Origin of the sequence: Paenibacillus sp. FSL K6-1096, assembly GCF_037977055.1 — a bacterium.
Lineage (GTDB): Bacteria > Bacillota > Bacilli > Paenibacillales > Paenibacillaceae > Paenibacillus_AQ.
In genome coordinates this window covers 6,697,178-6,714,262 of sequence record NZ_CP150274.1, presented here as the reverse complement: position 1 = coordinate 6,714,262, position 17,085 = coordinate 6,697,178, and the positions used below count along the sequence as shown (strand labels likewise).

Sequence of the window (17,085 nt, the reverse complement as noted above, 5' to 3'; positions counted from 1 at the left end):
GACTGCAGACCTCCCTTATGGTACAAAAAAAGGCTACATGAGATTTCTGCTCATGTAACCATATTTATGCGTGCACAACTTGGCCTATACCTTCGGTCTGCGAATGCCGCAGGGATTAAGAGACTGCACCGTCTGCCGCCTCACGGATGGCGCGGATTGCCGCTGCACGGTCGCTGCGCCCGAAGACTGCGTTGCCGGCTACAAGCACATCGGCTCCCGCTTCAGCGACAAGCGGCGCAGTGGCTTCGGCGATTCCGCCGTCCACCTCAATCAGCAGGCCCTTATGATTGATCTCGGCCGCCCATTCCCGGAGCTGCCTGATCTTGTGCAGCGTACGCGGAATGAAGGCCTGGCCGCCGAAGCCCGGATTCACGGTCATGACCAGAACCATGTCTACATCCGCCAGAACCTCCCGCACAGCCGCTGCCGGTGTGCCCGGATTGATCGCTACTCCGGCCATCAGGCCCAGCTCCTTGATCTGATGTACAACACGGTGCAGATGCACGCAGGCCTCTGCATGAACGGTGATCACCGAAGCGCCCGCTGCCGCAAATGCAGCAATATAATTCTCCGGGTGCTCAATCATCAGATGAACATCGAGCGGCAGCGAGGTATGCTGCTTCACCGCTGCACAAATTACAGGTCCGAGTGTAATATTCGGCACGAACTGCCCGTCCATTACATCTACATGAATCCAGTCCCCACCGCTGGCTTCGGCTTCAGCCACCTCTGCGCCAAGCGCTGCGAAATCCGCTGACAATATGGAAGGAGCAATTTTTACCATGAGTTTCAGTACCTCCGCTTTTTATCTTTCATCTCATTAAAGAACAGCTTGTAATGCCCGTAACGGCTGTCGGCAATCTCTCCGGCTTCCCACGCCTCAATCACCTTGCAGCCCGGCTCATGCAGATGGCTGCAGCCGCGGAATTTGCAATTCTCCGCATAGGCGGCGAACTCGCGGAAGCAGACCGACAGCTCCTCGACACCCAGCTCCAGGAAGTCCAGCTGGCTGAAGCCCGGTGTATCGGCGACAAAACCGCCGCCCCCGATGTCCATAAGCTCGACATGACGCGTCGTATGACGCCCCCGGCCAAGCCGCAGGCTGATCTCCCCGGTCTCAAGCTCCAGTTCAGGCACAAGCCGGTTCAGCAGAGTGGACTTACCGACACCCGACTGGCCGGAGAAGACACTGATGACGCCGGCCAGCCGCTGCCGCAGCTCCTCCGCCCCGGTTCCGTTCAGGGAGCTGGTGACCATCACCTCGTAGCCGATCCGCTCGTACAGGGCTTTGACAGCTTCCGTAGTCTGCCCGTCCTCCTCTTCGAGATCCTGCTTCGTAAGTACAATCAGCGTGTCGAGACCGGAATGCTCGATATGAACCAGGAACTTGTCCAGCAGATTCAAGTTCATATCCGGCTCCCGGACGGAGAACAGCAGCACCGCCAGCTTCACATTCGCCACCGGCGGGCGGACAAGCTCCGACTCGCGCGGAAGCAGCTCATCCACCATGCCTTCGCCATTCTCCGTAAGCATGTAGACGACCCGGTCGCCTACCAGCGGAGCCGTTCCCTTCTTCTTCAGAATGCCACGCCCGCGGCACTGCACCGTTTCTTCCCCGGTTGCGATCTGTCCATCCTTAAGCGGCTTAACATAGTAATATCCGCTCAATGCTTTGATTATGATTCCTTCAGGCATACATGCTGACCCTTCCTCTCCTGATATTTATGCAAATGACCCAAGATGAGGTATCCCCGGGTCATTTGCACGCTTCAGCCCTGCCGGTTCCGGCGCCGGGTCTGCTGATGCTTATCTTTTATGGTTTGCCGGGCTTATCTTTGCCGGACTTATCTTTGCCGGGGCCATTGCCCTTAGCGTGCCCGTTGCCGTTATTGTTGCCTTTACCTTTGACCTGCGCAGCAGTCTGCACATTGTCATTCTGGGCGCTGCCCGGCACATAACCGGTCTGGTTATTCGCCCCGCCACCCGTCTCCCCGCCTTCCCCGCCGTCGTCCGGCGGCAGAATCTCAGGCTCTATGGTCGGGTCTGGCGTAGGCGTCTCTGTCGGCGCAACGGTTGGCGCAGGAGTCGGTGTCTCCATCGGTGGAGGCTCTGGCTGCTGCACGCTGCCGTTCTTGACATCCACATACGTAATCGGATAGGTCTCCAGGAATTCCCCGTCCCGGTAGACGGAGACCATTCCGTCTTTGTTCGGAGCCAGCACCATATTCACGGACAGGACCTGGCTCTTGCCGATGGTGCGCGTGCCCCATTCCTGATTCTCGCCATTGTTGCGCGCATCCGCAAACACAATGCGGATCTTGCTCTTCTTGCCTTCTGCAACCGGCGCAACAGGAACATTAAATGTATACTCCAGAGCTTCAGGGGCATACCCTGTGCTGATGTAGATCGTGATCTTCTCACCAGGAGGAACCAGATCCCCTGCTTCATAGGCCCATTGCTTGGTGACCTTGCCCTTCTCAATCGTATAACTCGGCTCTTCCTTGACCGCATCCAGCACAAGTCCAACCTTTTCCAGCTCGGCCTTGGCCTCCTTCTCCGTCTTGCCGAGAAGATCCGGCATCTGGATGCTTTCTTTGCCTTTGCTTACCATCAGCTTGACTGTAACGTTCTCAGGATCATATTCGCTGTTCGCCGCTGGCTCGGAGCTGATGACCTTGCCCTTATCGAATTCTTCGCTGTACCGCTCGTCTGGAGAGATATTGCCCTGGGCGATACCTAAGGCCATCAATTCCTTGACCGCATCGTCGTAGCTCTTACCGGAAACATCAGGCAGCTTGGGCAGCGTCTTGGCCGTGCTGACCGTCAGGATAATATGTGTGCCTTCTTTGACCATCGTATTGGTCTTGTTCTGCTTCCAGACGATATTCTCTGCAAAACCCTCTTTGTATTCCTGCAGCGGCGGCTCCTCGGCAAGAAGACCCACGGCCTCAAGCTCCGCCTTGGCTTCCTCGAAGGATTTGCCGGTCACTACCGGCACCGATACTTCATCGACCGACAATTTGGAGTTGACGTACCATACAACTCCGGCCATGGCAATCAGCACAACCAGAGTCAGGCTGATCCACAGTGCGGCACGGCTCTTCTTGTGCTTCTCAGGCACGGGCGGCGAAGCCTCCTCCATGCTGCGGAGCCGCTCCTCTCCGCCCCCGGCCCGGCTGCCCAGCCCACGCTGAAGCGGCTTGATCGCCGGAATAATGCGCGTCCGGTCCTCGTCATCCTCGTCCTGGAATGACATCTTGGCTTCACTCCGGCGCTCAGGCAGCAGGCAGGTCTCCAGATCCTGGAGCATCTGCTTGGCGGACTGGTACCGTTCGTCAGGGTTCTTGCGCATCGACTTCAGAATCACATTCTCCACGCTCTGCGGAATCAGCGGATTCAGCAGGCGCGGCTCCTCGAATTCCTCCTGCAGATGCTTCAGGGCAACACTAATCGGGCTCTCCCCGAGAAAAGGCAATACGCCGGTGAGCATCTGATAGAGTACTATTCCAAGTGAATACAGGTCCGACTTCTCGCCTGTAGTTACGCCTTTGGCATGTTCCGGCGAGAAATAATGGACAGAGCCCACGACGGAGCCCGTCTGGGTGATCGTAGTGGACGTAACCGCGCGGGCAATCCCGAAGTCGGTGACCTTAACCCGGCCATTGCGGCCGATCAGAATGTTATGAGGTTTAATATCGCGGTGAATAATCTGGTTCATATGCGCATGATCGAGCGCGTCACAGATCTGCGATGCGATCCGCACAGCTTCGTCCACCTGCAGCGGGGCCCGCTCTTTGATAATCTCGTTCAGGTTCTTGCCTTCAATATATTCCATAACGATATAATGAACTTCATCTTCCTGGCCGACATCATAGATGCTGACTACATTCGGATGAGATAATGATGCAGCGGATTGTGCCTCCCGCCGGAAGCGGCGGATGAATTCCTCATCATGCACAAACTGGTTGCGCAATACTTTGATAGCGACATTGCGGTTCAGCAGAATATCATGGGCTCTGTAGACGAGCGCCATGCCGCCTCCGCCGATCCGTTCAATGATTTGATAACGGCCGCCCAATTCGTGACCGATCATGTATCCCACTCCTTTGTCTCGGGCACTGCGGCCTCTCCTTGGTGTTCCAGCATAGCAACGCTTATATTATCGCTGCCGCCCGCAAGCAATGCCAATTGAAGTAATCGATCCGCCCGTTCCTCCAGGGATATCTCATGGATTCCGGCTACCTTGCCCAGATGCTCCGGGCTTACATAATTGCTGAGCCCGTCGCTGCATAGCAGCAGCAGCTCACCCGGCTCAAGCTCCACATGAACGAGATCCGCAGATACTTCGGTATCTGTCCCCAGAGCTCTGCTCAGCACATTGCGGCGCGGATGATGATCCATTTCGTCCAGACTGATCTGACCGCTCTTGAACAGCTCATGAACCAGTGTATGATCTTCGGTTAGTTGTCTGGCTGTGCCACTCTGAATCAGGTATGCCCTGCTGTCCCCGATATGGCCGATGAACCCGGCCGCATCCTTCAGCAGCGCTGCGACAATAGTTGTTCCCATGTTGTGAAACTCCTCATTGCCCTGGGCCTCGCTGTAGACGGTGGCGTTGGCTTCCATGATGGCGGCAGTCAGCGCCGTCTTCAGCTCCTCTTCCGGAAGCTCCGGAGGCAGCGGGTCCAGAAGGCTCCTGACCGTCTCCAGCGCGAGCCTGCTCGCGGTATCGCCAGCCAAATGTCCCCCCATCCCGTCGGCGATAATGCCGAGGGTATAACCGTGGCGCGTCGCGCCGATCCAGACTGAATCCTCATTGACCGTACGTACCCGGCCGATGTCGCTGGCTTGAACAGTTCTGATCAAATATCCTCACCCCAACTCCATATGTTTGGCACGCAGTTGTCCACATGCGGCCGCAATATCATGGCCCTGCTCACGGCGGATGGTGACATTCACACCGTGATCGGCCAGTATACGCTGAAATTCAAAGATATCATTGCGGGAAGTCCGGACATACTTGCGCTCAGGCACATGGTTGACCGGAATCAGATTCACATGGCAGAGCATCGTCTTGAGCACACCGGCCAGTTCCTTGGCATGCTCAGGCTGGTCATTAACTCCGCCGATCAAAGCATATTCGAAGGTGATCCGGCGTCCGGTCTTGGCCTGGTAGTAGCGCAGGGACTCGATCACATCATCAAACGGATACCGGCGGTTCACCGGCATCAGCTTGGAGCGCAGGGTATCATTAGGGGCATGGATCGAGATGGCCAGATTAATCTGTGTATCTTCATCCGCGAACTTGTAGATGTTCGGCACAATGCCGCTGGTGGAGACGGTGATATGGCGCTGTCCGATGTTGAGGCCCTTCTCGTGAATCATCAGACGGAGGAATCTCATCGTTGCATCATAATTCTCGAACGGCTCGCCTGTCCCCATAATGACAATGCTGCTGACACGTTCGCCGCGTGCATCCAGGATCTGCTGGGAGCGGACCACCTGGGCCACAATCTCGCCTGCAGTCAGGTCACGCTTCAGCCCGCCGAGCGTGGAAGCACAGAAGGTACAGCCGATCCGGCAGCCAACCTGGGTCGTTACGCATACGCTATTGCCGTAATTATGCTTCATAATAACCGTCTCGATTGCATGGTCATCATGCAGGCCGAACAGGAACTTCACCGTGCCGTCCTTGGACTCCAGCTTCGTAATTTCAGTGAGCGCGGACAGGCTGAACTGCTCGTCAAGCTTGCTGCGGAGCGCCTTGGACAGATTGCTCATCGCATCGAACTCATTGACCCGCTTCACATAGAGCCAATCGAAGATCTGTCCGCCGCGGAACGCCGGCTCCCCGTTGTCCTTAGCCCATTGCTGCAACTCTTCTAATGTCAAATCATATATTAAAGGTTTCATTGTTGTAAGCACCTGAACTTTCATAAATTATATGCATATTGCTTCTCATTCTTCCTATTCTAACACAAATCTCAGATCCGGTAAAAGAAAAGCCCGCCGCACAGAATGCTTCTGCGGGCGGGAGGCCGTAATTCCAGGGTGATTCTCCATCCGTTAATCCGTTAAGAGAGTCTTTGCAGCCGGGCGATATAGAACCCGTCGCTTCCATAATGATGGGGAAGCAGCTGAATTCCCTCTCCCATAGCAAGGGCGGTTCCCTTCAGCCGTTCCCATACGGGGGACTGGAAGCTTACCGAAGCGAAGTCCGGGTTGCGCTCCAGGAATCCGGCAACCACTCCGCTGTTCTCCGCCTGCTCCGTAGTGCAGGTGCTGTAGACCAGCACGCCTCCCGGCTTCAGCAGCCGGGAGACCGACTGCAGCAGCTCGCGCTGCAGCGCTGCAATACCGGCTACATCCTCCGGCTGCTTCCGCCACTTCAAGTCAGGCTTGCGGCGGATCACGCCAAGCCCTGAGCAGGGGGCATCCAGCAGAATCCGGTCGTAGGATGCCGGGGGAAGAGACTCCGCCAGCTTCAGCGCATCGCCAGTGGCGGTCGTAATGCACTCCAGGCCGAGCCGGGCTGCCTGCTCGGCGATCAGCTTCGCTTTATGCTCATGGAGGTCATTGGCCAGGATCAGTCCCTGATCCTTCATCAATTCGCCCATATGAGCGCTTTTGCCGCCGGGAGCCGCGCAGCAGTCGAGCACCTTCATGCCCGGCCCGGGAGCCACGGCTTCGGCAACGAGCATAGAGCTCTCATCCTGGACGGACAGATAGCCGTCCCTGTACCAGGAGGAGAGCGCCAGATTACCGCCTCCGCGGATCACCAGCCCGAAGGGGCTGATCTCCGATTCCACGGCATCCAGGCCGGACGCTGCCAGCTCGGCCAGCAGCGCGTCCCGGCTGGTCATCGTCGTATTCACCCGGACACTGACTGCCGGCGGCTCATTGTTCGCCGCACACATGGCTTCCGCCGTATCAGGCCCGTATTCCTCCGACCAGCGCTGGACCATCCATAGCGGATGGGAGTGCAGGATGGAGATGCGCTCCTCCCGGCTGAGCCCCTCCGGCAGGACGGGCAGCTCCCCGGCCCGCAGCACGCTGCGCAGGACACCGTTAACCATCCCGGATATTCCCTGATGGCCTCGCCGCTTGGCGATATTCACTGCTTCATTCACGGCCGCATGGGAAGGAACCCGGTCCAGATACATGATCTGGTACAGGCTCAGCCGCAGCAGTCCCCGCACCCAAGGCTCCAGCTTGGCAAGGCCCTTGCTGACGAAGCCGCCTAGCACATAGTCCAGTGTAATCATCCGCGAGAGGGTACCGTAGACCAGCTCCGTGGCCAGTCCCGTGTCCTCACGGCCAAGCTCTGCCTTCTGTAGGCTGCTGCCGAGCAGCAGATTGCTGTATGCGCCCTGCTGCTCTACACGGACAAGAACATCAAGCGCCACTTCACGCGCTGAAGCCGGCGCAGGCGCCTTACCGCCCGGCCGTTTGGCAGCACCGCCGGAAGCCGCTCTGCGCGTACCGGCAGCCTGCTTGCCGGGAGAGCGCGGACGGCCGCCGCTTCCTCCCTTGCCGCCCGCGCTCAACCGAGCACCGTGCCGGGCGCAAGCGTTGTGCCGCGGCTGAAGTCGGCTGCGCTCATCGCTTTTTTGCCGGCGGGCTGAACGGATATCAGATGAAGGGTTCCGTCACCGGTCTTCACCTCTACCCCGCGCGCGCTCACAGACAGCACTGTGCCCGGAGCCGCATCGCCCCCGGCGCCTTGACCGTCCTCCGGCTTCGCAGCAGCCCATGTCTTAAAGGTCTCGCCGTTCCACAGGGTGAAAGCTCCCGAGAACGGGACAAGCCCGCGAATCTGGTTGTATATTTCACGCGACTTCCTGCTCCAGTCAATCCGTTCATCTTCACGGCTGAGATTGGGCGCATAGGTGGCTTCACTCTCATCCTGCACGGTGGCTTCTACACGGCCTGCGGCAAGACGCGGCATTTCTGCCCGGAGCAGCTCCCGCCCGGCAGCGCTCAGCTTAACGAACAGCGTGCCCGAGGTATCCTCCTCCTCAATAGGCACTTCTACACGGGAGATCATATCACCGGTATCCAGCCCTTCCGCCATATACATCAGCGTAACACCGGTCACCTGCTCACCATTTATAATGCAGCGCTGAATCGGAGCACCGCCCCGGTATTTGGGCAGCAGGGAGCCGTGAACATTCACGCATCCGTTCTTGGGCAGCTCCAGCACGCTCTTCGGCAGAATCTGCCCGTAAGCAGCGGTTACAATCAGATCCGGCTCATAGGCAGCAAGCTCCGCTACCGCCTCCGGCCGGCGCAGCCGCTCCGGCTGCAGGACCGGCAGCCCCAGCTCCAGCGCCGCCTCCTTCACCGGAGACGGTACCAGCGTCTTCTTGCGGCCCTGGGGACGGTCGGGCTGGGTTACCACAGCGGCAACCTCATAGCCTTCTTCCACCAGCATCCGCAAGCAGGGCACGGCAAAAGCCGGTGTTCCCATGAACACTATCTTCATTACACTCACTCCTCAGCTTCTTTGCGTTCCGGTATATACTCATAGACCTTCTCGGCGATGTCTGTGAACAGCACGCCGTTCAGGTGGTCGATTTCGTGCTGAAATGCCCGGGCCAGCAGGCCGCTCCCGGTAATCGTCACTTCCTCACCCTCGCGGTTAAGCCCGCGTACGGTCACTGTCTCGGCCCGGCGGACATCTCCGTTCAGTCCGGGAATACTCAGGCAGCCTTCGGGTCCGAACTGCTCCCCCTCCATGCTGACAATCTCCGGGTTGATCAGCTTGATCAATCCGTGCTCTTCATCGGCATCCACGACGATCAGCCGTTTCAGGATGCCCACCTGCGGGGCGGCCAGGCCCACGCCTTCTGCGTCATACATCGTATCTGCCATATCATCCAGCAGCTTTTGAACGTTAGGGGTAATATTCGTTACGGTTTTTGCTTTTTTGTGCAATACTTCATCCGGTTCTTTCACAATCAGTCTGATTGCCATTACACTAACACCATCCTTGTTCTGTACATGTCTAATATCTGTCTATATGAAACGATTGTAACACGCCGGGCGGTTACATCAACATCTGCGGATCGACATCAATGCTGATCTGGAGCCCCTTGTCCCGGACCGAATCCTCCAGCTCCTCAGCCACCTGGCGGGCCAGGCCGATCGCATCGATGGCCCCGCGCCATTTGATAATACACTGAAACCGGTAACGGCCCTTCAGCCGCGGCAGCGGAGAGGCCACCGGACCTAACAGATCCAGCGCATCGGAGGAGAGCTTGTCCAGGCTCCCGAACCAGCGCAATTGTCTGGCCTTGCCCTGAATGCCCTGCGCATAATTCTCAGCAAGCTTCAGCAGCAGCGGAAGCTGCTCATGCGACAAGGTAACCAGAATCAGCCGGCAATAGGGCGGATAGTGCAGCTCCTTGCGGTGCTTCAGCTCATCCCGGACGAATGACCGGTAGTCGTGGCCGCTGGCGTGAATAATTGAATAATGCTCAGGGGTGTACGACTGCACCACCACCTCGCCGGGAAGCTGATGCCGCCCGGCGCGGCCTGCCACCTGTGTGAGCAGCTGGAAGGTCTTCTCGGCCGCCCGGAAATCGGGCAGATTCAGCGCAGAGTCGGCCGTGATGACACCAACCAGCGTGACATCGGGGAAGTCCAGCCCCTTGGCGACCATCTGGGTGCCCAGCAGCACATCCGCCTTCTTGTCCCTGAACTGGTTCAGCAGCTTCTCATGCGAGCCCTTCTCTGTTGTGGTATCGACATCCATACGGATCACCCGGATGCCGGGGAAGAGCTTGCCCAGCTCCTCCTCCACCCGCTGTGTACCCGTGCCGAAGAAGCGGATATGCTCGCTGCCGCATTCCGGGCACAGCTTGGGAGCCGGTTCGGCATGGCCGCAGTAATGGCAGCGCAGATTGTCGCTGCGGCTGTGATAGGTCAGCGAGATATCGCAATCCGGACAGCCGGCGACATAGCCGCAGCTCCGGCACATGACGAAGGTCGAGAAGCCCCGCCGGTTCAGCAGAAGCACCGTCTGCTCCCCGCGTTCCAGCCTGTCCGCCAGGGCGCTATGAAGCCTGCGGCTGAACATGGAACGGTTGCCTTCCTTAAGCTCCGAACGCATATCGACCACATCCACCTTCGGCAGCTCATTGCCGAGTGCGCGGCTGGGCATCTCCAGCAGCACCGGCGAGAAATGGATATCGCTCTGGCTGCGCGCGGCATGATAGCTCTCCAGCGACGGGGTCGCCGAGCCGAGAATAACGGCCGCCCCGCCCTGCTCCGCCCGGCGCACTGCTACATCACGGGCATGATACTTCGGATTCTCCTCCTGCTTGTAGGAGCCTTCATGCTCTTCATCCATAATGATCAGGCCGAGATTGGCGAACGGGGCAAATACAGCCGAACGCGCCCCAACCGCCACCATGGCCTTGCCTTCGCGGATCTTGCGCCACTCATCGTAACGCTCGCCAACCGACAGCCGGCTGTGCATCACCGCCACCCCGCTGCCGAACCGGCCCTTGAACCGCTCTACCATCTGTGGGGTCAGCGCAATCTCAGGAACGAGCACCACGGCCTGCCGCCCCTGCTCGATACAGCGCTGGATACACTGCAGATAGATCTCGGTCTTCCCGCTGCCGGTCACCCCGTGCAGCAGGAAGACCTCATGCATCTGCCGCTCTATTACGCTTACGATCCTATCGTAGACCGATTGTTGCTCCGCTGTCAGCGGCAGCGGAGCACTTGGCTTGAAGTCCCGCCCCCGGTAGGGGTCGCGGTAGACCTCAATTTCACTGATCTCAATATATCCTTTATCCTCCAGCGCTTTGACCGTACCGGCCGTCACCTGAAGGATGGACAGGATATCCTTAAGCGGCATGGGCAGGATGGCCTCCATCTCGATGAGGTAGGAGAGCACCTCCTTCTGGCGCGCCGAACGCGCCGGAAAGCCGGACAGCGATTCCCGCGCTGCCGCTATGCCAATGGCCAGGTCTACAGCCTTCAGCTTCTTTTTGCCCATCTTATCCTTGATCGACTGGCTCTCTGATAACACCCCGCGCCGCACCATGAACTTGATGGTCTCCGCCGCATCCGGGAAGGAACGGGTCAGCAGCTTCATCGACACCTCACTGTGGCGTCTGACGAAGTCGATAATCTGCTGCTCTTCGTCCTCAGCCTCCAGGAAGAGCGGGAACAGCTCGTCTGCGGGCGGCTGGTCCGCTTCCGCAACGTCCCCGAGCGAGATCAGCCGCTCGGCTTTGCCCTTGAGGGCAGTCGGAAGCATAGCCTGCAGGGCGGAGATCCGTCTGCAGGCATACCGCTGGCTCATCCAGTCCGCCAGCTCCACCAGCTCCGGCGACAGCGGCGGCAGCAGATCAAGCACCTCCACAATCGGCTTCAGCTTGCTGCCCCCGCCGGTGTCTCCCGATTCCAGAGAGACCACGAACCCCTGGACCGTCCGGCCACCGAACGGAACGGCTACCCTGCTGCCGACCTCCGTCCACAGCTTCAGAGCTTCCGGGATTATATAATCAAACGGCCGGTCGGTACTGCGTACGGGAACATCGACGATGACCTTGGCAATATCCATTATAACGAGACTCCGGCAGCCCGCTCTGCAGCCAGCCGCAGCACCTGCCGGGCCACCTCATCCTTGGAGATCAAAGGGAGATCGAGCACAAGGCCCTCCGCATCATAAACCTTAACGATATTGGTGTCTGTGCCGAAGCCTGCCCCTGCTGCGGTTACATCATTGGCGATAATCAGATCCAGGTTCTTGCGGGCCAGCTTGTCCTTGGCATAGAATTCGGTGTCTCCGGTCTCGGCGGCAAAGCCGATCAGGAACTGCCCTTTCTTGGCCTTTCCCAGACTCTCCAGAATGTCGGTGGTCTTCACAAGCTCCAGCGTCAGGGTATCGCCGCTCTTCTTAATCTTCGATTCGGCACTCTGCCTTGGGCGGTAATCGGCGACTGCAGCAGCTTTTATGAGAATATCACAATCCTCCCAGCGCTCCATAACCGCTTCATACATATCCTGCGCCGACTGGACGCGGACCAGTGTAATCCCGGCATCACGGGGCGGCGCTTCATCGGTGCGTGCGGCAATCAGTGTCACCTCAGCCCCCATAGCTCGCGCTGTGCGCGCCAGCGCAAAGCCCATTTTGCCCGAGGAATCATTGGAGATATAACGGACCGGATCAATGCGCTCCACTGTTCCTCCAGCGGTAATCACGACTTTACGGCCGCTGAGCGGACCGGACTTCCTGTCCTGCTGCAGCGCAAAAAAATTCCCGACCACCTTCACAATCGCTTCCGGCTCCTCCAGCCGGCCTTTGCCGACATATCCGCAGGCCAGCAGCCCCTCGCCCGGTTCAATAAACTGCACTCCCCGGTTATAGAGGATGTCCATATTGCTGAGCACCGCCGGATGCTGATACATATGCACATTCATAGCCGGAGCAATCATCACGGGCGCCGTAGTGGCAAGCAGGGTGGTCGACAGCATATCATCGGCAATCCCGTGCGCCATCTTGGCAATAATGTTGGCGGTAGCCGGTGCGACCAGGACCAGATCGGCAGCATCCGCCAGATCAATATGGGAGATGGAGGACGGATCGCGTTCCTGGAATGTATCACTGTATACCCGCTGCTTCGACAGCGACTGCAGCGTCAATTCGGTGATGAATTGCTTGGCTGATGCCGTCATGATGACATGCACCTCTGCCCCTTGCTGGGTTAGCTTGCTGGTTAATGCCGCTGCCTTATATGCTGCAATCCCGCCTGTAATTCCGAGTATAATCGTTTTCCCTTGTAAGCTCTTCACTTGCGCTCTCCCCCCGCTTCATCATTTGAACCCGCTCTACTGCCATTCCTAATATTTTCCTGATCTATAGAGAAAAAAATAACAACCTTCCGGTTGTCAGGAACAGCCCGGTACGGGCCATTATCAATTCATTTAAGCGCCTGCCGGGCCGAAATGGCTCTGCCGCCCTGTCGAGGGCAGCACCATTTCAACACCTGCTACAACGATTCTTGAACCGGCATCCGCCAGCCTATTCCTCGCCGCGTGTGACCAGAATCCGGTCCTCATAAATCTCTTCGAGCGCAACACCGACATATTTATGCGACTTCGGCGCAAGAATATCCGTCTTACTGCCTTCACGGAGCGCTCTGGCCCGGCGGGCGGAAGCTACTACCAGAGAATACTTGCTGTCAACCTTATTCATCATTTCATCAATGGATGGATATAGCACGTACGACACCTCTTCATCTTTGATCTGTATCTATCAATGGTTAATTCCCGGAAACCGCTCATCTCACCTTACAATGTTCGGCGATAATAATGCTTTCTATTCGCTTGCAGGCCAGATCAATCTCATCGTTCACCACGGCATAGTCATAATGACGGATCAAACTGATCTCATCCTCGGCCACTGACATGCGGTGGCTGATTACATCAGGATGCTCTGTGCCGCGTCCGCGGATGCGGTCCTTCAGTTCGTCCATGGACGGGGGAAGCAGGAAGACAAAGATGCCTTCAGGGAATTTCTCTTTGACCTTGAGCGCGCCCTGGACCTCAATCTCCAGAATGATATCTCTTCCGCTCTCAAGAGTCTTCTCCACGAAATCACGCGGAGTCCCGTAATAATTACCTACGTACTCTGCATATTCGAGCAGCTTGTCGCCTTCAATCATGTCAGCGAACTGCTCTCTTGATTTGAAGAAGTAATTGACGCCGTCCTGTTCGCCTTCACGCGGAGAACGCGTGGTGGCAGATACGGAATAGACGAGCTCGGGCATCCTCGGCCGCAGTGCAGAGCACACCGTGCCTTTGCCGACACCGGAAGGGCCGGATAAGATAATCAGCAATCCTTTTGACATAGTACACTCCATTTGTTGTTATTCGTCGTTATCGTCGTCTTTGCTGGACAGGCGGTGAGCGACCGTCTCCGGCTGAACTGCCGAGAGAATCACATGATCGCTATCGGTTATAATGACAGCCCGCGTCCGCCTCCCGTAGGTGGCATCGATCAGCATATGCCGGTCTCTGGCCTCTTGGATAATTCTCTTAATCGGTGCCGATTCCGGGCTGACAATGGAAATAATACGGTTCGCTGACACGATATTTCCAAAGCCGATGTTGATTAATTTGATTGCCATGTTCCGGTTGTTCCCCCCATAAGTTCCATCATTGCTTGCATAAGGCTTCTGTCATTCCAGATTCGCCGCCTGCTCGCGGATCTTCTCAAGCTCTGCCTTCATATCCAATGTGAGATTCACTACCGCCAGATGATTGCACTTGGACCCGATCGTGTTGGTCTCCCGGTTCATCTCCTGAATCAGGAAATCCAGCTTGCGTCCGGCAGGCCCGCCGCCGAGCAGCAGGGCTCTGCACTGCCCGAAATGGCTCTCCAGCCGGGTCAGTTCCTCATCGATATTGCAGCGGTCGGCGAACAAGGCCACCTCCATGCCGAACTTATGCTCGTCCCACGGGAAGGCCCCGTCATTCAGCGCGCCCAGCCGCTGCCGCAGCTTCTCGCGGTATTCCTGGACGGCCAGGGGCGCCAGCCCGCTGACCTCGGCATGAAGCTCCTGCAGACGGTCAAGCCGCAGCAGCAGATCCGCTGCCAGGTGGGAACCTTCGCGGGCGCGCATCTCCAGCAGGGCATCCAGACTAAGCTGAAGCCCCTGCTCCAGCAGTCCCGGAAGCTCTTCGCAGGACTCACCAGCAGGCGCAGAATCTTCCCTGGAGACCATAACACCGGGAAGGGCGAGCAGCTCTGCCAGAGATAATTCTCCCTTGAAGCCATACTCCCGGACCAGCGTCTCCGCTGATTCCAGATAGGCGTTCACGGCAGTGCGGTTCAGCCCATAGCTCTCGGCCGCCCCATCCGCAGGTTCTCTATTAATGATAACATCTACCCGTCCCCGCTTGATATGACTCTGAACCAGTCTGCGCAGCAGATCCTCATAAGCCGTCCATTCCCGGGGCATCCGCAGCACAACTTCGCAGTAACGGTTGTTCACCGATTTGACTTCAAACGTAATCTTGTGTCCGCCGAATTGCAGGGCCGACTGACCGTATCCGGTCATACTATAAGACAACGGAATCACATCCATTACACTATTGTAATTGATTATTACAAGCGAAACAAGGGGGATAATTGGCGCCCCTGCTTGGTCCAGATATACTCCAGCAGCTGGACGCTCATATCATAGAACATAAATGGAGTAATCAGATAAATGCCGTTAAAATGGGCAGTAGCCGCATCCAGCAGCTCCTTGGCAATTCTGACGCCCTCTGCGCGGCCCGCTTCCCCCTCAAGATCCTTCATCCGTCCGCGCACCTCATCCGAGAGCTGGATGCCCGGCACCTCATTATGAAGATATTCCGCATTGCGCCCGCTGGCCAGCGGCATAATCCCGATGAAGATCGGAATCTTAAGATGCGAGGTGGCCTCGGCAATGCGGACAATCAGCTCCGGGTCATATACCGGCTGGGTCATAATGTAGTCCGCGCCGGAAGCAATCTTCTTCTCCAGCCGTTCCACGGCCTTATTCAGATGCTTGACATTCGGATTGAACGCCGCGCCGATGACGAACTTCGCCTTCTGCTTGAGCGGTTTGCCGGAGAAGGCCACGCCGTCATTAAGCTGCCGGATCATCCGGATGATCTCGAAGGAGGTCAGGTCATAGATCGAGCTTGAGCCGGGCAGGTCCCCGAAGCGCGCAGGATCGCCTGTTACAGCCAGCACATGGTCAATGCCCAGCGCATCGAAGCCCATCAGATGTGACTGTGTGCCGATCAGATTGCGGTCCCGGCAGGCGATGTGCACGAGCGGCCGCAGGCCTGTGCGGGCCTGGACGAGGTGTCCGAGCGCCATGTTGCTCATCCGGGTCACGGCGAGCGAATTGTCGGCCAGCGTCAGCGCATCGGCTCCCGACCTGCGCAGCGCCTCTGCCCCCTTCATGAACTTCGCGATATCCAGGTCGCGCGGCGGGTCCAGCTCCACAATGACGGTGTGCCGTTCCTTCACCAGATCGACCAGCGTAGGCTCGCCGCCTCCCTGGCCCTCATCCTCGGCCAGATGCTCGTGGACGGCGATCCGCTCAGCCGCTCTCGGTGCCGGTTCAGGCAACGGTTCAACCACATAGCCCTTCAGCGCAGCGGAGATCTCGGCAATATGCCGCGGTGTCGTACCGCAGCATCCGCCGATAATCCGGCTGCCCATATCGGCGAAGACCGTAGCCATCTGGCCGAAATATTCCGGCGATGCGCCGTAGCGGTACTGGCCGTCCACATAATCCGCTACCCCGGCGTTCGGGTAGATGGATACCGGAAGCACCAGACTGCCCTGAAGCGTACCCAGCGCCCGCTTGATTCCGTTCGGTCCGGTGTTGCAGTTGAAGCCGATTACATCCGCCCCGTCCTGCTCCAGAATGCGGAATGCTTCCGGCAGGGTCAGCCCGTCCAGCGTCCGCGCCGAATCGTCTACAGCCAGCTGGCAGATGACCGGCAGTGCACTTAGCTTACGGACCGACTTCAGGGCGAGATGCAGCTCCTCCACATCATAGAAGGTCTCAAGCATGATCCCGTCCGGCTGCTCCTCCAGCAAGGCGGCAATCTGCTGCGAGAAGAACCGCTTCAGCTCAGCCGCAGACAGATTCGCCCGCTTGCCGGCGCGGATAGAGCCGATCGCCCCGACCACATAGCCCTTCTCTCCGGCAGCCTGGCGGGCAATCCGTACTCCGGCACGGTTAATCTCTGCAACCTTGGACTCCAGCCCGAACTTGGACAGCTTGTCGAAGTTAGCCGAATAGGTGTTACTCTCCAGCAGTACGGCACCTGCGTCGATATAGCTCCGGTGCACTTCCTCAATGACCCCCGGCGAGGTCAGATTCAATTCCTCATAGGAGATACCAACCGGGAACCCTTTCTGATACAGCAGTGTTCCCATCGCCCCGTCTCCGACCAATACGTTATTCTCCCATGCAGAGCGTAAATCCGGCTTCACCGCAAGAACCTCCCCCAACTCTCATTAGTTTCATACTAATGTAACATAAATCGGGAGGCTTGATAAGCTTTCGCAGGCAA

Annotated in this window: 15 protein-coding genes; all 15 read right to left on the bottom strand. The window is 57.8% G+C overall.

All coding sequences use genetic code 11. The features are described 5' to 3' along the window. Positions 1 to 115 precede the first annotated feature (115 nt). A complete protein-coding gene (gene rpe / locus MHI24_RS29420) occupies positions 116 to 784 on the bottom strand; it encodes a ribulose-phosphate 3-epimerase (RefSeq protein WP_340023097.1) in 669 nt (222 codons plus the stop codon). Between the two features lie 5 nt (positions 785 to 789). Then, positions 790 to 1,695 carry a ribosome small subunit-dependent GTPase A gene (rsgA, locus tag MHI24_RS29415; protein WP_340023096.1) on the bottom strand — a complete coding sequence of 302 codons (906 nt, stop codon included), beginning with the start codon at positions 1,693 to 1,695 and terminating at the stop codon, positions 790 to 792. A 118-nt stretch (positions 1,696 to 1,813) separates the two neighbouring features. Next, the gene (pknB, locus tag MHI24_RS29410; protein WP_340023095.1) at positions 1,814 to 4,093 is read right to left on the bottom strand and encodes a Stk1 family PASTA domain-containing Ser/Thr kinase; all 2,280 of its coding nucleotides are present in this window, start codon (positions 4,091 to 4,093) and stop codon (positions 1,814 to 1,816) included. After that, positions 4,090 to 4,866, bottom strand: coding sequence for a Stp1/IreP family PP2C-type Ser/Thr phosphatase (locus MHI24_RS29405; RefSeq protein WP_340023094.1), 777 nt, complete (start codon positions 4,864 to 4,866; stop codon positions 4,090 to 4,092). The genes pknB and MHI24_RS29405 overlap by 4 nt, the downstream gene beginning before the upstream one ends. A 6-nt stretch (positions 4,867 to 4,872) precedes the next feature. Further along, positions 4,873 to 5,913: a 23S rRNA (adenine(2503)-C(2))-methyltransferase RlmN gene (gene rlmN / locus MHI24_RS29400; protein WP_340023093.1), complete on the bottom strand. Its 1,041-nt coding sequence runs from the start codon at positions 5,911 to 5,913 to the stop codon at positions 4,873 to 4,875. Positions 5,914 to 6,074: 161 nt separating this feature from the next. Next, positions 6,075 to 7,406, bottom strand: coding sequence for a 16S rRNA (cytosine(967)-C(5))-methyltransferase RsmB (rsmB, locus tag MHI24_RS29395; RefSeq protein ID WP_340026834.1), 1,332 nt, complete (start codon positions 7,404 to 7,406; stop codon positions 6,075 to 6,077). Positions 7,407 to 7,543: 137 nt separating this feature from the next. Continuing rightward, entirely contained in the window at positions 7,544 to 8,485 is a 942-nt protein-coding gene (gene fmt / locus MHI24_RS29390; protein WP_340023092.1) for a methionyl-tRNA formyltransferase, read from the bottom strand. A 5-nt stretch (positions 8,486 to 8,490) separates the two neighbouring features. Continuing rightward, positions 8,491 to 8,976, bottom strand: coding sequence for a peptide deformylase (gene def / locus MHI24_RS29385; protein ID WP_340023091.1), 486 nt, complete (start codon positions 8,974 to 8,976; stop codon positions 8,491 to 8,493). Between the two features lie 73 nt (positions 8,977 to 9,049). After that, the gene (priA, locus tag MHI24_RS29380; RefSeq protein WP_340023090.1) at positions 9,050 to 11,581 is read right to left on the bottom strand and encodes a primosomal protein N'; all 2,532 of its coding nucleotides are present in this window, start codon (positions 11,579 to 11,581) and stop codon (positions 9,050 to 9,052) included. Next, positions 11,581 to 12,813: a bifunctional phosphopantothenoylcysteine decarboxylase/phosphopantothenate--cysteine ligase CoaBC gene (gene coaBC, locus MHI24_RS29375; RefSeq protein ID WP_340023089.1), complete on the bottom strand. Its 1,233-nt coding sequence runs from the start codon at positions 12,811 to 12,813 to the stop codon at positions 11,581 to 11,583. Before coaBC ends, priA begins: the two co-directional genes overlap by 1 nt. 229 nt (positions 12,814 to 13,042) lie before the next feature. After that, positions 13,043 to 13,243: a DNA-directed RNA polymerase subunit omega gene (rpoZ, locus tag MHI24_RS29370; protein WP_340023088.1), complete on the bottom strand. Its 201-nt coding sequence runs from the start codon at positions 13,241 to 13,243 to the stop codon at positions 13,043 to 13,045. Positions 13,244 to 13,301: 58 nt separating this feature from the next. Continuing rightward, a complete protein-coding gene (gene gmk, locus MHI24_RS29365; RefSeq protein WP_340023087.1) occupies positions 13,302 to 13,871 on the bottom strand; it encodes a guanylate kinase in 570 nt (189 codons plus the stop codon). Between the two features lie 18 nt (positions 13,872 to 13,889). Then, positions 13,890 to 14,150, bottom strand: coding sequence for a DUF370 domain-containing protein (locus MHI24_RS29360; RefSeq protein ID WP_006209218.1), 261 nt, complete (start codon positions 14,148 to 14,150; stop codon positions 13,890 to 13,892). Positions 14,151 to 14,201: 51 nt separating this feature from the next. After that, positions 14,202 to 15,095 carry a YicC/YloC family endoribonuclease gene (locus tag MHI24_RS29355; protein WP_340023086.1) on the bottom strand — a complete coding sequence of 298 codons (894 nt, stop codon included), beginning with the start codon at positions 15,093 to 15,095 and terminating at the stop codon, positions 14,202 to 14,204. A 35-nt stretch (positions 15,096 to 15,130) separates the two neighbouring features. Further along, on the bottom strand, positions 15,131 to 17,005 hold the full coding sequence (locus MHI24_RS29350) for a bifunctional homocysteine S-methyltransferase/methylenetetrahydrofolate reductase (RefSeq protein ID WP_340023085.1): 1,875 nt from the start codon (positions 17,003 to 17,005) through the stop codon (positions 15,131 to 15,133). Positions 17,006 to 17,085: the final 80 nt, after the last annotated feature.

Excerpts from the sequence above, each read along its gene's own strand:
- rpe (WP_340023097.1), bottom strand. The coding sequence starts at position 784 with ATGGTAAAAATTGCTCCTTCCATATTGTCAGCGGATTTCGCAGCGCTT.
- rsgA (WP_340023096.1), bottom strand. The coding sequence starts at position 1,695 with ATGCCTGAAGGAATCATAATCAAAGCATTGAGCGGATATTACTATGTT.
- pknB (WP_340023095.1), bottom strand. The coding sequence starts at position 4,093 with ATGATCGGTCACGAATTGGGCGGCCGTTATCAAATCATTGAACGGATC.
- rlmN (WP_340023093.1), bottom strand. The coding sequence starts at position 5,913 with ATGAAACCTTTAATATATGATTTGACATTAGAAGAGTTGCAGCAATGG.
- fmt (WP_340023092.1), bottom strand. The coding sequence starts at position 8,485 with ATGAAGATAGTGTTCATGGGAACACCGGCTTTTGCCGTGCCCTGCTTG.
- def (WP_340023091.1), bottom strand. The coding sequence starts at position 8,976 with ATGGCAATCAGACTGATTGTGAAAGAACCGGATGAAGTATTGCACAAA.
- priA (WP_340023090.1), bottom strand. The coding sequence starts at position 11,581 with ATGGATATTGCCAAGGTCATCGTCGATGTTCCCGTACGCAGTACCGAC.
- gmk (WP_340023087.1), bottom strand. The coding sequence starts at position 13,871 with ATGTCAAAAGGATTGCTGATTATCTTATCCGGCCCTTCCGGTGTCGGC.
- MHI24_RS29360 (WP_006209218.1), bottom strand. The coding sequence starts at position 14,150 with ATGGCAATCAAATTAATCAACATCGGCTTTGGAAATATCGTGTCAGCG.